Origin of the sequence: Pseudomonas frigoris (assembly GCF_047758635.1) — a bacterium.
Classification (GTDB): domain Bacteria; phylum Pseudomonadota; class Gammaproteobacteria; order Pseudomonadales; family Pseudomonadaceae; genus Aquipseudomonas; species Aquipseudomonas frigoris.
Genome location: NZ_CP180479.1, coordinates 6,154,820 through 6,168,777, shown reverse-complemented (window position 1 = coordinate 6,168,777; position 13,958 = coordinate 6,154,820). Strand labels below are relative to the sequence as shown.

The following is a 13,958-nucleotide window of genomic DNA, read 5'->3' as shown; positions in this document are numbered from 1 at the left end:
CAGCTCCTACAAGGGATACGCGGTACATGTAGGAGCTGACGAGTGAAACGAGGCTGCGATCTTTTGACGTTGATGTTCAAGAGGCGGCCTTCGCGGTGAGTTGTTCCCGACAATAATCGGCAAACAACTGCGCCGGTTTGGTCAACTGCCCGCGCTTCAACCACGCCGCCACCAGCCCTGAGCCGGTGACGTCTTCGACGATGTCCACGCACACCACTTTCTGGCCGTCATAGGTGCATTCCGAATGCGGCCGGGTGACCAGGATCGAGAAGCCGAACCCTTGCCCGACCATTCCCCGGACCATCTCGATCGACGGTGAGCTGAAGGCAATGTTCGGCGTCAGTCCCAACTCTTCGAACAGGCTGACGAAGTAGGTCCGGCTCGGTTGCACGTCCAGCAGAATCATTGGCTCCAGGCACAGATCACGCAGCGACACTTGCTTGAGCTGGGCAAAGCGATGATCCGCCGGCAGTAGCGCATAAGGCCGCTGCGCCGGCATTAGTGGTTCGGTTTGGATGGTGGCGTCGAGGTCGTGTTCATACAGGATTGCCAGGTCGAAGGTGCCTGAGGTCAGGCCTTGCACCAGCTCTTGCTGCTCGCCGTCGCGAATACGGATTTTCACCCCCGGATACAGCGCCGAGAACCCGGCAATCAATTGCGGCAGGTACAGCGGCGCGACCGTTTCGAAGCAACCGATATCGATTTGCCCGGCCACCACGTCGTTGTCGGCCAGGGCGTTCTGTTCGAACTCCTTTGCCATGCGCAGCAGTTCCTGGGCCTTGCGGTAGAAGCGTGCGCCGCTGGGGGTCAAGGACACGCCTTGGGCGTGATGACGGATCAACAGTTGCACGCCGAAGCTGTCTTCCAGGCCTTTGATCGCCGTGGAGATCGCCGGCTGGGCGATGTACAGCTTGCGCGACGCCTCGGCGACGCTGCCGCATTCGACGGTGGTGATGAAGTACTTCAATTGACGCAGGTTGTAGGCAGCCACGGCAAACCTCGGGGTGGATGATTTCGACATCCAGGCAATTTGCGCGCCGCCTGCATCCGTTCTGACGACGGTGTTGTTATGCCTGAACAATAACCACATACCGCGCCACCGGGGAGATTGGCTGCCCAGTTTTTTCATGGTCTGCGAAGACATTTTTACTATTTTTCCTCGACACAGGCCTGGGCCACCATCCAATCCACAAGAAAGCCCATGGAGCATCTGAACGTGTTCGAGCTTACATTCTGGCAAAACAAAGCCGCTGCGCTACGGTTTCCCGATCAGGCCGTGATCGACGGCAAACCCCGTGCGGCGCAGTCGGGACAGACCTTCGCCGCGATGAACCCCGCCACCGGCCAGTGCCTGGCCAACGTGGCCGCGTGCGGCGATGAAGACGTAGACGCCGCGGTAAGCAATGCGCGGCACGTGTTCGAGGCCGGCACCTGGTCGGCCCGTTCGCCGGGTGAACGCAAGCAAGTATTGCTGCGCCTGTCTGACCTGATCATGACCCATCGCGAAGAACTGGCGCTGCTCGATTCGCTGAACATGGGCAAACCGGTGATGGACGCCTACAACATCGACGTGCCAGGCGCCGCCGGGGTGTTTCGCTGGTACGCCGAAAGCCTCGATAAACTCTACGACCAGATCGCCCCCAGCGCGCAGAACGTACTGGCGACCATCACCCGCGAAGCGCTGGGCGTGGTTGCTGCCGTGGTGCCATGGAATTTCCCGCTGGACATGGCCGCGTGGAAACTCGCGCCAGCGTTGGCGGTGGGCAATTCGGTGATTCTCAAACCCGCGGAGCAATCACCGTTTTCCGCCCTGCGTCTGGCCGAACTGGCCCTGGAAGCCGGCCTGCCAGCAGGTGTGTTGAACGTGTTGCCGGGGCTCGGCGAGCAGACCGGAAAGGCCCTCGGTTTGCACCCGGATGTTGATTGTCTGGTGTTCACCGGCTCCACCGAAGTCGGCAAATATTTCATGCAGTACTCCGCGCAATCGAACCTGAAACAGGTGTGGCTGGAGTGCGGTGGCAAGAGTGCCAATCTGGTGTTCGCCGATTGTCAGGATCTGGATCTGGCGGCGCAGAAAGCCGCGTTCGGGATCTTCTTCAATCAGGGCGAAGTCTGCTCGGCCAACTCGCGGTTGCTGGTGGAGCGTTCGATCCACGACGAGTTCGTCGAGCGTCTCAAGGGGCACGCCGAACGTTGGCAGCCGGGTGATCCGCTGGACCCGTCGAGCCGCGCCGGGGCGATTGTCGACAGCCGTCAAACCGCACGCATCATGAAGTTCATCCAAAACGCCGAGCGCCAGGGCGCAACAAAGCTCTGGGGCGGTCGACAGTCGATTTTCAACGGCTCCGACAACTTCATTCAGCCGACAATTTTCACCGGCGTGAGCCCGGACATGCCGCTGTTTCGCGATGAAGTGTTCGGCCCGGTGCTGGCGGTCACGGCGTTCGATGATGAGGCCCACGCCTTGCAACTGGCCAATGACAGCGTCTACGGTTTGGCCGCGTCGCTGTGGACCGACGACCTCAACCGCGCCCACCGCGTGGCGCGGCAATTGCGGGCGGGCACCGTGTCGGTCAACAGTGTCGACGCGCTGGATGTGACCGTGCCTTTCGGTGGCGGCAAACAATCCGGTTTCGGCCGCGACCTGTCGCTGCATTCATTCGATAAATACACCCAGTTGAAGACCACTTGGTTTCAGCTGCGCTCATAACAGCCGCTAATAACAAAACGGAGAACTGGCGATGACCACACCACGTGAAACCCGCGACTACCAGGCCGCCGACGCTGCGCACCACATCCACGCATTCGTCGATCAAAAAGCGCTCAACGATGAAGGGCCTCGGGTGATGATCCGTGGCGAGCGCCTGCACCTGTGGGACAACGATGGTCGGCGTTACCTCGACGGCATGTCCGGGCTGTGGTGCACCAACCTCGGTTACGGGCGCAAGGACCTGGCCGCTGCGGCGTCCCGGCAACTGGAGCAATTGCCGTACTACAACATGTTTTTCCACACCACCCACCCGCAGGTGATCGAGCTGTCGGAGCTGCTGTTCAGCCTGTTGCCGGGGCACTATAGCCACGCGATCTACACCAACTCCGGCTCCGAGGCCAACGAGGTGCTGATCCGCACCGTACGGCGTTACTGGACGATCCTCGGCAAGCCCGAGAAGAAAGTCATGATAGGTCGCTGGAACGGTTATCACGGCTCGACCCTGGCAGCGACGGCGCTCGGTGGCATGAAGTTCATGCACGAAATGGGCGGCATGATTCCGGACATCGAACACATCGATGAACCGTACTTTTTCGCCCACGAGGGCAACCTGACTCCGGCTGAATTTGGCCTGCGGGCGGCGCAGCAATTGGAAGCGAAGATTCTCGAACTGGGCGCGGACAAGGTCGCAGGGTTTATCGCCGAACCGTTCCAGGGCGCCGGCGGGATGATCTTTCCACCCGAGAGTTACTGGCCAGAAATTCAGCGGATCTGCCGCAAGTACGATGTGCTGTTGTGCGCCGACGAAGTGATCGGCGGCTTCGGTCGTACCGGTGAATGGTTCGCCCACGAGCACTTCGGTTTCGAGCCGGACACGCTGTCGATCGCCAAGGGTTTGACCTCCGGTTACATCCCCATGGGTGGACTGATTCTGTCGAAGAAAATGGCTCAGGTATTGGTGGAGCAGGGCGGGGTGTTTGCCCACGGCTTGACCTACTCCGGGCACCCGGTGGCAGCCGCGGTGGCGATTGCCAATCTCACGGCATTGCGCGATGAAGGGGTGGTGACGCGGGTCAAGGATGACATCGGGCCGTACCTGCAACAGTGTTTGCGCGAGGTGTTCGGCAATCACCCGTTGGTGGGCGATATTCAGGGTGTCGGCATGGTGGCAGCGCTGCAATTGGCGGAGGACAAAACCAGTCGCAAGCGCTTTGCCAATGAAGGCGACATCGCCTGGCGTTGTCGCACGATTGGATTTGAGGAGGGGGTGATTATTCGCTCGACGCTGGGGCGGATGATCATGGCGCCGGCGTTGATTGCCAGTCGTGAAGAGGTTGATGAGCTGATTGGCAAAACCCTGAAAGCGGTCGATCGTACTGCGCAGGAATACGGTCGGCTCTGATCTTGTAGCGCTCTTCCAGACCTCTTCGCGAGCAAGCCCGCTCCCACAGTTGATCTATGTCGGTCACAGAGTTTGTGCACGACACTGATCAAATGTGGGAGCGGGCTTGCTCGCGAATGCGATAGTTCATTCAACACACCTTTCACTGTTTGCACCCACCCCGTGCACCCCCGCCCGCAGCGCCCTTTTACAGCGCACGCTACCCAGTTTTTTCATCACTCCCATCGACATATTTCCTAATTTTCCTATTCCCCGCCTTGGGCCAACATCGACCTCGCCAGTCAGCCAAACGCTGCTCACCGAAAGGTCCATCAGAGACCTCAGGTGGCAGCTCTTCTCCATGGCCGCTGGCCGTACTGCCCATGACAAAACTAAATCAACAGCTTTGGGAGTGCTCCATGATCAAGTCCTTGCTAACCCGCTTCGCACATCCACTGGCGATCACCGCCATCGCCGCGACGGTCGCCACCAGCGCCCAGGCCGGCACCCTCTCTATCGGCCACACCACGTGGGTCGGTTACGGCACGCTCTACCTGGCTCAGGATCTGGGCTACTTCAAGGAAAACGGTTTGACCGTCGAATTGCCTGTCGTCGAAGAGGCTTCGATGTACATGGCCGCGCAGGCCTCGGGCGAATTGTCGGGCTCGGCGTCGACCATCGACGAAGTGCTCAAGTACCGTCCGCAATTCTGCTTCAAAGCAGTGGCCGCACTGGATGACAGCCATGGTGGCGACGGTGTTTTGGTCGGCAAGGACGTCAAGAGTCTGCAGGAGCTGAAGGGCAAGGCCGTGGCGGTGAACGAAGGTTCGACCTCGCAGTTCTGGTTGTCCTACCTGCTGAAAAAACACGGCATGAAAATGAGCGACATCACCGTGCAGAACATGACGGCTGACGACGCCGCCACCGCGTTCATCGCCGGTCGCGTGCCTGCCGCGGTGACCTGGGAACCGCACCTGTCGATGGTTCGCAGCAAGCAACAAGGCAAGGTGCTGATCGACAGCAGTAGCACGCCGGGTGTGATTGTCGACGTGGTCGCGCTCAACTGCACGGTCATCGAGAAACAGCCGGAAGACGTCAAGGCGTTGGTGGCCGGTCTGTACAAGGCGGTCCAGTACACCAAGGATCACCCGGAGCAAGCCTACAAAATCATGGCCAAAGGCGTTGGCGGTTACCTCGCCGATCCGAAGGAATTGGCCGCAGCCGCGCAAGGCGTGCGTTTCTACGATCAGGCCATGAGCGAAAAACTTCTTGGCTCGCCGGGCAAACCGGGTGACAGCGAACCGCTGATCAAACTGGCCAACGAGACCGCCAGCGAATTGCAGGGCAAACCCTACAACGTCAGCAATGACGACCTGATCGACAACCGCTTCGTCAGCCCGCTCTAGGAGGTTTGCATGTTCAAGCGCAATTTATGGCTGAGCCGCTGCATCACGCCCAAGACCGGTTTGCCGGTGTCGGTGATTTGGAGCGCGAGCGGTCTGGCCTGGGTGTTGTTGGTCGGCCTGTGGGCCGGTTTGTCTTACGGTGGCGTGGTGCCGGGCATGTTCCTGCCGACACCGGGCGCGGTGGTCGAGGCCGCCGTGCGCCTGAGCCGCGACGGCACGCTCGGCCTGCATGTGTGGGCCAGCCTCGAAGTGGTGATGGTCGGTTTCATCGTGTCGTCGCTGGTGGCGGTGCCGTTGGGGTTGCTGATGGGCAGCTTCCGTATCGTCCAGGCGTTCCTTGAGCCGATGGTCAATTTCATCCGCTACCTGCCGGTGACGTCGTTCGTGCCGCTGTTCATTTTGTGGATCGGCATCGGTCTGGAACAGCGGGTCTCGGTGATCATCTTCGGTGTGTTTTTCCAGCAACTGGTGATGATCGCGGACGTGTCCAAAGGCATCTCCAAGGACCTGATCAACGCGTCTTACACCCTGGGTTCGACCCGCCGCGATGCGGTGTTGCATGTGATCGCCCCGGCGTCGTTGCCGGGTGTGCTCGACACCTTGCGCGTGACCATGGGCTGGGCCTGGACTTACCTGGTGGTCGCCGAGCTGGTCGCGGCTTCCAGTGGCCTGGGCTATCTGAGCCTAAAAGCCATGCGCGGCTTTCAGGTGGATGTGATTTTCCTGGCAATCGCGATCATCGGTCTGTTGGGCCTGGTCACCGATCAACTGTTCCGTTTTCTCCGTCTGAGGATCGCCGCATGGGCTCAGTAAGCGCCGTCAACCCTCGTTTCGTCACGCCACAGGCCGCCCCGGTGCACGCCGCGCCACGGCTGCAAGTGGACAAGGTCAGTCTTCGCTATCAAAAGCCCGATGGTGGAGTGTTCACCGCGCTGGATCAGGTGTCGTTCGAAGTGCCGGATCAGCAATTCGCTGTACTGGTGGGGCCTTCGGGGTGCGGCAAGTCGAGTTTGCTGTACCTCACCGCCGGATTGAATGAGCCCACGGAAGGCGAGATCTACGTCGGTGGCCAGCAAGTTCAAGGGCCGGGTGCGGATCGCGGCATGGTGTTCCAGAGCTATACGCTGTTCCCGTGGCTGACGGTGCGGCAGAACGTCGAGTTCGGCCTCAAGCGTCGCGGTATGGCCGCCGCCCAGCGCAAGGAGATCGTCGATTACTACGTCAATGAAGTCGGCCTGACCGGGTTCGCCGACAACTACGCCAAGCAGCTGTCCGGCGGCATGATGCAGCGCGTGGCGATTGCTCGAGCGTTGGCCAATGACCCGCAAATCCTGCTCATGGACGAGCCCTTCGGCGCGCTCGACAGCCAGACGCGTCTGCAAATGCAGCAGCTGTTATTGCGGGTCTGGGGCAACAGCAAGAAGACTGTGTTGTTCGTGACCCACGATATCGACGAGGCGATTCTGCTGGGCGACCGGGTCTACGTGATGGGCGCACGGCCGGGGCGGATCAAGCAGATTCTGGACGTGCCGATCGAACGCCCACGGACCCTGGACATGGTCATGGAGCGCTCGTTCATCGACATGAAGCGCAAGATCTTCGGGTTATTGCACGACGAGCTGGAGGAGGAGCATTGAGCCTACACAATCCCTGTGGGAGCGGGCTTGCTCGCGAAAGCGGTGTGTCATTTAGCATTGATTTCGCCTGACACGACGCCATCGCGAGCAAGCTCGCTCCCACAGGTTTTGCGTTTAACCGAGGTTAAGGTGCTGCCGGCAGCAGGAACCTTGCGATCACCGGCAAGTGATCGGAGATCCGCAAGGTATCGTCCTGTCTCACCGTCGCCTCGACCCGTTTGATCCGCGGACTGTAGAACAGGTAGTCGACAGTCCGGTCCGGGCCGTTCAAGCCCGGATCATTCGGGTAATGAGTCAGCCACCGTGCCCGGTCGATGCCGCTGGCTTCGTTGTTGGTCGGGATCATCGGGTATTTGTCCCACAGCACATGCAGCGCGCTGTCGGCGGAGTAGGGCGTGCGTTGCTCGTCGGGTAGGCGTCGATATTGCCCCAGCGGCAACAGGTTAAAGTCCCCACCGATCAACCACAACGTGCCGCGGCTTTCGAGCTTGTCGAGGACTTTGGTGACCGCCGTTACCTGAGATTGCAGCGTTTCGTCAGGCTGGATGACGCGGTCCAGCTGGGTGTTGAACACCGCTATCTGACTGCCGTCGTTCAAGGGCAGATAGGTGACCAACAAGGCGTTTTTCGGTTTGAACTGACGGCTGATGAAATTGGTCGGTGCGATCGGCAACTGCAGGCGTTCGGCATGTTCGATCTGGTAGCGGCTGAGGGTGGCCAGTTGCCGGCCGACGCTGCCGAAAATGTGCGGCTCAGGCACGAAGTCGGCTTTCCAGTCGAAGGCGTGAGCGCTGCACGGATACAGGTCCGCGACTCGCTCCTGAAGCAGCTTGAACTGGTTTTGGTAATCGCTGGCCTTGGCGCCGTCATCGAGCTCTTGCAACAGCACGACGTCCGGTTGCTCGTCGCGGATCACCCGGGCCACTTCATCGAGGCTGAAGGCCATGTCTTCGGGAGTGGGTTTTTCGTCATTGCCGGCCGCGAGGTCATTCCAGAATACGTAGCGTTTTCCCGCCAGGTACTGGACGTTCCAGGTCATCACCTTCAGCGCCTGACCGGGCACCAGCGTCGGTGCCTGGGCGTTGCAACTGACCGGTAAGGCTTCCTTGACTTCGGGGCGCCAGGTCAGGTTGTAGATCAGCAAGGCAATCAGGCCGGTCACGATCAACAGGCCCAGCAGGGTGTAGCGCAGTAGACGGGTCATGGCTCGGCTTATAGCGTTACAAAAGTTGAGCCCGAGCATAACCGAGCGTCGGGTTTAATCCCAAGGGTGAAACGGCCTGCCCATCAATTAGCCGTAACGATATCCCTGTAATTGGATGGACTCGCCCAAGCCGAGGCGTCTGCGCGCCACGGTGGCATTCTTATAGAAGCCAACGACAGCGAGGGCGAGGCCATGAAAAAGCATACGACGATCAACCAGTCTTTGTCAGCCGAGGCGGCGGCATGCACCACAGTTGCGGTGGATCTTGCCAAAAGAGTCTTTCAGCTGGCCGGGGAGGATGCCCTCGGTCAGGTGTTGTTCGAGGATCGAATCAAGTCACGTGAGGCCTTTCAGGCATTTCTTCATAAGCTTCCAGCGAGCGTGACGGTGTTGGTGGAAACCGGGCCAGGCGCTCAGGCATGGGCGCGATTGCTGCAAACGCAGGGTAATCCAGTCCGCATCCTGCCGGCCCAGCATGTTGCCAATCATCGCAGCGGCCCGAAAAATGATCGCAACGATGCATTGGCTATCTTGCGCGCAGGCCGCGATAGCAAGGTCTCAGCCGTACCGCTCAAGAGTGCAGCGGCGCTGGCGATGCAGGCTCTGCACAGGGCCCGGCAGGGATATGTACGCCGACGCACTGCGGTCGGCAATCAGATGCGCGGTTTACTGCTGGAACACGGTGTGGCTATGGCGCAGGGTGAAATAGCGATCAGCCAGCTCGTGCCTCGGGTACTGGAAGATGCCACCCAACCGTTGCCCGATTTGCTGCGCGAACTGATCGCCGAACTGCTGGGCGAATGGAGTCAACTGGGCGAACGCGTCAACGTGCTGACCGGTCGGCTGGAAACAGCCGCGAAGGCGGACGAGACGGCTAAGCGGCTGATGACGGTGCGCGGTGTTGGCCCGATCATCGCCACGGCGCTGTTGGCCAAGCAGACCGAGCCTGAACGCTTTGCCAACGCCGCTTGTTCGCCGCCTACTTCGGGTTGGTGCCCAGTCAGCACAGCAGCGGGGAGAAGGTCCGGCTGGGCAAGATGAGCAAGCATGGCGATGCTTACTTGCGCAGTCTGACGATCCAAGGTGCCCACGCCGTTTTAAGACAGCTACGACCAGATTCACAGCAGCCGGACGACCAACGTCTCCTGCGTTGGATATCCCGTCTGGGTCGCAAGGAGGCGGCGGTGCGATTGGCCAACCGCAACCTGCGCATCCTCTGGGTGCTACTGCAAAACGACCAGACTTATCGTCGCCAGCCGGGCACTGACCAGGAGGCTGCGATGAGTCACTGATAACAGAGTTCTGCCACCGGGGCGTTAAGCCGCTCCAACCCATGCTAAGAACATTGACCCCAGGTCAGACCGTCGCGGATTGATGCCTAAGCTGCTACTGGCCCTTGAGGCCTTACTGTAATCGGCATACCGCGAGCTTACCCAATGTTGGCCAGAAGCCGTTGAAGGCTTCCTCGAACAGGCCTCATACATAGATGCAACCGGGTAGCAGTGTTCAAAAGCGGGTTGAACGCGGGGGCGAGTCCATACATAGCAGCTGGCGAAGCCTGCGTTCGGCTGCGAAGCAGTCGTCAATTCGGCGCACGCGGTTTGCCTGATGCACCGTGAGCACTGATTTTACGACTGCTGCGCAGCCGAACGCAGGCTTCGCCAGCTGCTACAAGGGGGGCGCGTTGTTCTTCAAAGAGGTCGATCAATTTTCTCGGGCACCTCGTCGATCAGCATGAACAGGCGGAACAGCACCACGCTGACGAACAATTGCAGGAAGCTGTGGGCGCTGTCGATCAGCAGGGAAATCACCGGGTTCTGCGGTTCCGGGTAGACCGCAAGCGTCGCGCCCTTGAGCACCCACAACGGGCCCATCACACACAGAATGCACACCAGAATGCGCAGGAAGTTGCCGCGGGTCAGGCGCAGGCTTTCCTTCATTGCCGCCAGTGGAGCCAGGCCGCGCAGCACCAGCAGGTACTCGCCAAATGCCAGGGTCACCATCAGCCAGATGCCCGGCAGGAAATACAGCGACAGGCCGATCAGGATCAGCAGGGTGTTGAGCGCGGTGAGCAAGGCGAAGCGCGGCCACAGGTAGGCGGCCCTCGCCAGCAGGTCGCGATTGCGCGGCGATTCGCCGCGGCTACGGGCATCGAGAAACAGAATCAGCGCGGCGGTGTAAAGCGGATAAACCAGCAAGCCGACTATCACACTGATGCCGGGAAAGCTGTCCGGCTCTGTGGAGTGGTCGACCACTTGTTGCAACAGCGCCTCAAAGATCACCAGCGGCAGGCACAGCCGCACGATCTGGCCCAGATTGCGCTTGAAGAAATACAGAGAGTCACGCAGTACATCGAACGAATTCATCAGTCGGTATCGCAGGTTGGAAGCAGTGGCCCACTTTAACCGATGAAGCGCTTTGGGGCGCAAACGTAAACGTTCGGTAAAGACCATTGAAACATCCTGTATCAGCCTCCATTACGGATGAGCACCTTATCCACAGTGGATAAGGGCGACGATATTCCCGGCAATCTACGAGGTCGCCATGAACAGCGAAGAACAAACCCTGATCGATGGACTGTTTTCCCGGCTGCAACAGGCCGAAACGGACTCAGCCCCGCGCGACGCCCAGGCCGAGGCGCGGATCAAGGAACACCTGACTCGCCAGCCCGCGGCAGGCTATTTCATGACCCAGGCGATTCTGGTGCAAGAGGCTGCCATCAAGAGCCTCGACGAACAAAACAAACAGCTCGCCCGGCAAGTCCAGCAATTGCAGGCCGAACTGCAACAGGCCAAAGCTCAGCCGGCTGCTGCAGCGCCGAGCAGTGGTGGCTTCCTGTCGAGCATTTTCGGCGGCGGTTCCCGTGATCCGCAGCCAGCGCCGACCCAAAGTCCACCCGCATCGAGCGGTGGCGGCTGGCGTGAACCGGCGCGGCCGTCGTTCAACTCGCAGCCACCTCAGCAAAACTTCGGTGCAGCGCCGCCTCAGCAGAATTATGCCCCGCAACAGCCTGCCGGCAGCAGCTTCCTCGGTGGTGCGCTGAAAACTGCCGCCGGCGTGGCCGGTGGTGTGATGCTGGCGCAAGGCATCAGCAGCCTGTTCCATCACAATCAGCAGCCGGAAGTGGTTGAGGTCATCAAGGAAGAACCGGCTCAGGTCAACGATCAGAGTGGTGATAACGGCTCGGGCGACGATCAGCGCGTGGCTGACAACTCCTATGATCAGGGCGGTTTCACCGACGCCGACTACAGCGATGACAGCTCATCGTTCTTCGGCGGCGACGACGATTCCTTCGTCTGATACGCCATTCGTCCGGAGCGCTGCGGCGCTTCGGGCCGATTATTCGCGGAACAATCCTTCAGGCTGGCATACTGGGCAACTTTTCGGGCCTGGTGCCTGATCCTGCCCGCGCTCCGGCGCGCCAACGAGGATGACCGGTGAAAAAAATCGCAGTGTTCGCCGATGTCCAGAACCTCTATTACACCGTGCGTCAGGCCTATGGTTGCCATTTCAACTATGCCGCGCTGTGGGCTGATATCAGCAAACAGGGCGAGATCGTCGAGGCCTATGCCTACGCGATCGATCGCGGCGACAGCAAACAACAGCAATTCCAGCAGATCCTGCGCAACCTCGGCTTCATTGTGAAGCTCAAGCCCTACATCCAGCGCAGCGATGGTTCGGCCAAAGGTGACTGGGACGTGGGCATCACCCTCGACATCATGGACGCCGCCGATCATGTCGACGAAGTGGTGCTGGCCTCCGGTGACGGTGATTTCGACATGTTGCTGGAGCGCATCATCACCAAGCACGGGGTGCAAGCCGTGGCCTACGGCGTGCCGGGCCTGACGGCCAACTCGCTGATCCGCGCCGCCAGCCGCTACGTGCCGATCGAAGGCGCGTTGCTGCTCAAGAACTGATTTTTACGGAGTTGAAACAGGTTTGGAACGCATAGCAGTCATCGACTTTGAAACCACCGGGATCTCCCCGAGCAGCAGCTGCCGGGCCACGGAAATTGCCGTGGTGATCCTTGAACAGGGGCGCATCGTCGAGCGTTACCAAAGCCTGATGAATGCCGGCGTGCGCGTCCCGGCCTTCATCGAGCAACTCACCGGCATCAGCAACGCCATGCTGCGCACTGCGCCATCGGCCGAGCAGGTGATGAATGAGGTCAACGAATTCGTCGGCATCACACCGCTGCTGGCGCACAACGCCGCGTTTGACCAGAAGTTCTGGGACTTTGAGCTCGGTCGCATCAAGCGCACACGCTTGCAGAACTTTGCCTGCTCGCTGCTACTCGCCCGCCGTTTGATGCCCGCCGCGCCGAACCACAAACTCGGCACCCTCACCACGTTCGCCAACCTGCCCCACACCGGTAAAGCTCACCGGGCCATGGCCGATGCCGAGATGGCCGCCAACCTGACGGCGCACCTTGCCCAGGAACTGCGGCAGAAGCACGGGTTGCGGGAGCTGTCGCATGATCTGTTGGTGAGCTTGCAGAAAGTGCCGGCGGCGAAGATCAATGAGCATCTGAAGCGCCATCGCGGGTTCTGAAAACACCGCACCCCCGAACACCCTGACACCCGTAGGAGCTGTCGAGTGAAACGAGGCTGCGATCTTTTGATCTTGTTTCTTACAAAGCAAAGTCAAAAGATCGCAGCCTCGTTTCACTCGACAGCTCCTACAGAAGAACCATTTTTCCTTTCACATCCCCCGACGGCACGCGCTCGCGATGCAGGTTTATAGGGTGTTTAACGATGACTCTGATGTGACGATCGCTCCTACCCAATATTAGGAATTTGTCCGTCTTGCCCCGTACCTGTGGCATCGATAACCTCTCCAACGTCGCTGCCAATTCAGCGACCGGGTCTGCAAGCCCGCCGACAGTTTGTTATGAGACCACCGGCGCACCTATAATCGCGTCGCTTTAATGAGCGACCATCGATTTATGGTAGCTGTGTGCGGGAGACCTTCGGGTCTGCCGGGGTGGTCTCCTACTCGGTCTTGCAGACCCGCGCATAGCTGCCACCCATCATCTGCAAGTGATGCTGGCAGCTCCCACTTTCTCAGGAGATTCGCCATGATCAAAGTTACCCCCAATCCCCCTGAAGACTCTGCGCAATCAGTTGCGAGCGCAGCTCACTTCATCCCCAAAACATTCATCCGTCACCACATCCAGCTGCGAGCACTGTTACTGCATGCTGAGGCGTGGTTCTGCGCCCGCGATATCGGCCGGTTAATGGGCGTGGATATAAACGGCCGGCAAGCCCTCAAGCTCGACGCCGATCAACGTCGGATGGTGTGTTTGTCCGGAAGCGACGAACCTCAAGAGACATTGATGCTGAGTGAGTCCGGTGTATACGCGATGCTGGTCTATCACTACTGCCCGGAGAACCGGAATCTGCGGCGTTGGCTGACCCATCACGTGGTGCCGATGCTGCGGGACAGTGGCGGGGTTGCTTCGAATCAGGCGCCGAGTTTGCGCTTGATGGAATGGGCAGGAGGCACGTTGAGTCTGCTGCATTGGCGGACGGAACCATGGGTTCGTTTAAAAGATATGCCGTGTTTGTTGGGCGCGGGATACAGCGGTGTTCGCGGAATCTGATCACACCGCAAATCCCCT

The 13,958-nt window shown here is 59.9% G+C and carries 12 protein-coding genes and 1 pseudogene; 10 read left to right on the top strand and 3 right to left on the bottom strand.

Going from position 1 to position 13,958, the window contains the following annotated elements; all coding sequences use genetic code 11:
• Positions 1-76 precede the first annotated feature (76 nt).
• Entirely contained in the window at positions 77-991 is a 915-nt protein-coding gene (locus ACMXYH_RS28475; protein ID WP_095130716.1) for a LysR substrate-binding domain-containing protein, read from the bottom strand.
• Between the two features lie 225 nt (positions 992-1,216).
• Here ACMXYH_RS28475 and ACMXYH_RS28470 point away from each other — a divergent pair, with 225 nt between their 5' ends.
• From ACMXYH_RS28470 to ACMXYH_RS28450, 5 genes are all read left to right on the top strand, one after another.
• Positions 1,217-2,710, top strand: coding sequence for an aldehyde dehydrogenase (locus tag ACMXYH_RS28470; RefSeq protein ID WP_415765637.1), 1,494 nt, complete (start codon positions 1,217-1,219; stop codon positions 2,708-2,710).
• Between the two features lie 31 nt (positions 2,711-2,741).
• Positions 2,742-4,112 (top strand): aspartate aminotransferase family protein, encoded by a 1,371-nt coding sequence (locus ACMXYH_RS28465; protein WP_415765636.1) that lies wholly within the window; start codon positions 2,742-2,744, stop codon positions 4,110-4,112.
• Positions 4,113-4,510: 398 nt separating this feature from the next.
• Positions 4,511-5,497, top strand: a complete 987-nt coding sequence (locus ACMXYH_RS28460; RefSeq protein ID WP_415765635.1) for an ABC transporter substrate-binding protein — start codon at positions 4,511-4,513, stop codon at positions 5,495-5,497.
• 9 nt (positions 5,498-5,506) lie between these two features.
• Positions 5,507-6,310, top strand: coding sequence for an ABC transporter permease (locus ACMXYH_RS28455; protein WP_415765634.1), 804 nt, complete (start codon positions 5,507-5,509; stop codon positions 6,308-6,310).
• A complete protein-coding gene (locus ACMXYH_RS28450) occupies positions 6,298-7,134 on the top strand; it encodes an ABC transporter ATP-binding protein (RefSeq protein WP_046048732.1) in 837 nt (278 codons plus the stop codon). Before ACMXYH_RS28455 ends, ACMXYH_RS28450 begins: the two co-directional genes overlap by 13 nt.
• A gap of 124 nt (positions 7,135-7,258) precedes the next feature.
• On the opposite strand, the gene ACMXYH_RS28445 is transcribed toward ACMXYH_RS28450, so the two are convergent.
• Positions 7,259-8,338 (bottom strand): endonuclease/exonuclease/phosphatase family protein, encoded by a 1,080-nt coding sequence (locus tag ACMXYH_RS28445; RefSeq protein ID WP_415765633.1) that lies wholly within the window; start codon positions 8,336-8,338, stop codon positions 7,259-7,261.
• A gap of 192 nt (positions 8,339-8,530) precedes the next feature.
• Here ACMXYH_RS28445 and ACMXYH_RS28440 point away from each other — a divergent pair.
• Positions 8,531-9,630, top strand: a pseudogene (locus ACMXYH_RS28440) (IS110 family transposase).
• A gap of 399 nt (positions 9,631-10,029) precedes the next feature.
• On the opposite strand, the gene ACMXYH_RS28435 reads toward ACMXYH_RS28440, so the two are convergent.
• Positions 10,030-10,704, bottom strand: a complete 675-nt coding sequence (locus tag ACMXYH_RS28435; protein WP_415765632.1) for a YciC family protein — start codon at positions 10,702-10,704, stop codon at positions 10,030-10,032.
• A 178-nt stretch (positions 10,705-10,882) separates the two neighbouring features.
• On the opposite strand from ACMXYH_RS28435, the gene ACMXYH_RS28430 reads away from it, so the two are divergent.
• From ACMXYH_RS28430 to ACMXYH_RS28415, 4 genes are all read left to right on the top strand, one after another.
• On the top strand, positions 10,883-11,638 hold the full coding sequence (locus ACMXYH_RS28430; protein WP_415765631.1) for a DUF2076 domain-containing protein: 756 nt from the start codon (positions 10,883-10,885) through the stop codon (positions 11,636-11,638).
• Positions 11,639-11,775: 137 nt separating this feature from the next.
• Positions 11,776-12,255, top strand: coding sequence for an NYN domain-containing protein (locus tag ACMXYH_RS28425; RefSeq protein WP_010467410.1), 480 nt, complete (start codon positions 11,776-11,778; stop codon positions 12,253-12,255).
• A gap of 22 nt (positions 12,256-12,277) precedes the next feature.
• Complete coding sequence (locus tag ACMXYH_RS28420; RefSeq protein WP_046048736.1) at positions 12,278-12,889, top strand: 3'-5' exonuclease; 612 nt, start codon at positions 12,278-12,280, stop codon at positions 12,887-12,889.
• A 526-nt stretch (positions 12,890-13,415) separates the two neighbouring features.
• A complete protein-coding gene (locus tag ACMXYH_RS28415) occupies positions 13,416-13,940 on the top strand; it encodes a BRO-N domain-containing protein (RefSeq protein WP_415765630.1) in 525 nt (174 codons plus the stop codon).
• The last annotated feature ends 18 nt before the right edge of the window (positions 13,941-13,958 follow it).

Coding starts and splice junctions, on each gene's coding strand:
- ACMXYH_RS28465 (WP_415765636.1), top strand. CDS start 2,742: ATGACCACACCACGTGAAACCCGCGACTACCAGGCCGCCGACGCTGCG.
- ACMXYH_RS28460 (WP_415765635.1), top strand. CDS start 4,511: ATGATCAAGTCCTTGCTAACCCGCTTCGCACATCCACTGGCGATCACC.
- ACMXYH_RS28455 (WP_415765634.1), top strand. CDS start 5,507: ATGTTCAAGCGCAATTTATGGCTGAGCCGCTGCATCACGCCCAAGACC.
- ACMXYH_RS28450 (WP_046048732.1), top strand. CDS start 6,298: ATGGGCTCAGTAAGCGCCGTCAACCCTCGTTTCGTCACGCCACAGGCC.
- ACMXYH_RS28445 (WP_415765633.1), bottom strand. CDS start 8,338: ATGACCCGTCTACTGCGCTACACCCTGCTGGGCCTGTTGATCGTGACC.
- ACMXYH_RS28435 (WP_415765632.1), bottom strand. CDS start 10,704: ATGAATTCGTTCGATGTACTGCGTGACTCTCTGTATTTCTTCAAGCGC.
- ACMXYH_RS28430 (WP_415765631.1), top strand. CDS start 10,883: ATGAACAGCGAAGAACAAACCCTGATCGATGGACTGTTTTCCCGGCTG.
- ACMXYH_RS28415 (WP_415765630.1), top strand. CDS start 13,416: ATGATCAAAGTTACCCCCAATCCCCCTGAAGACTCTGCGCAATCAGTT.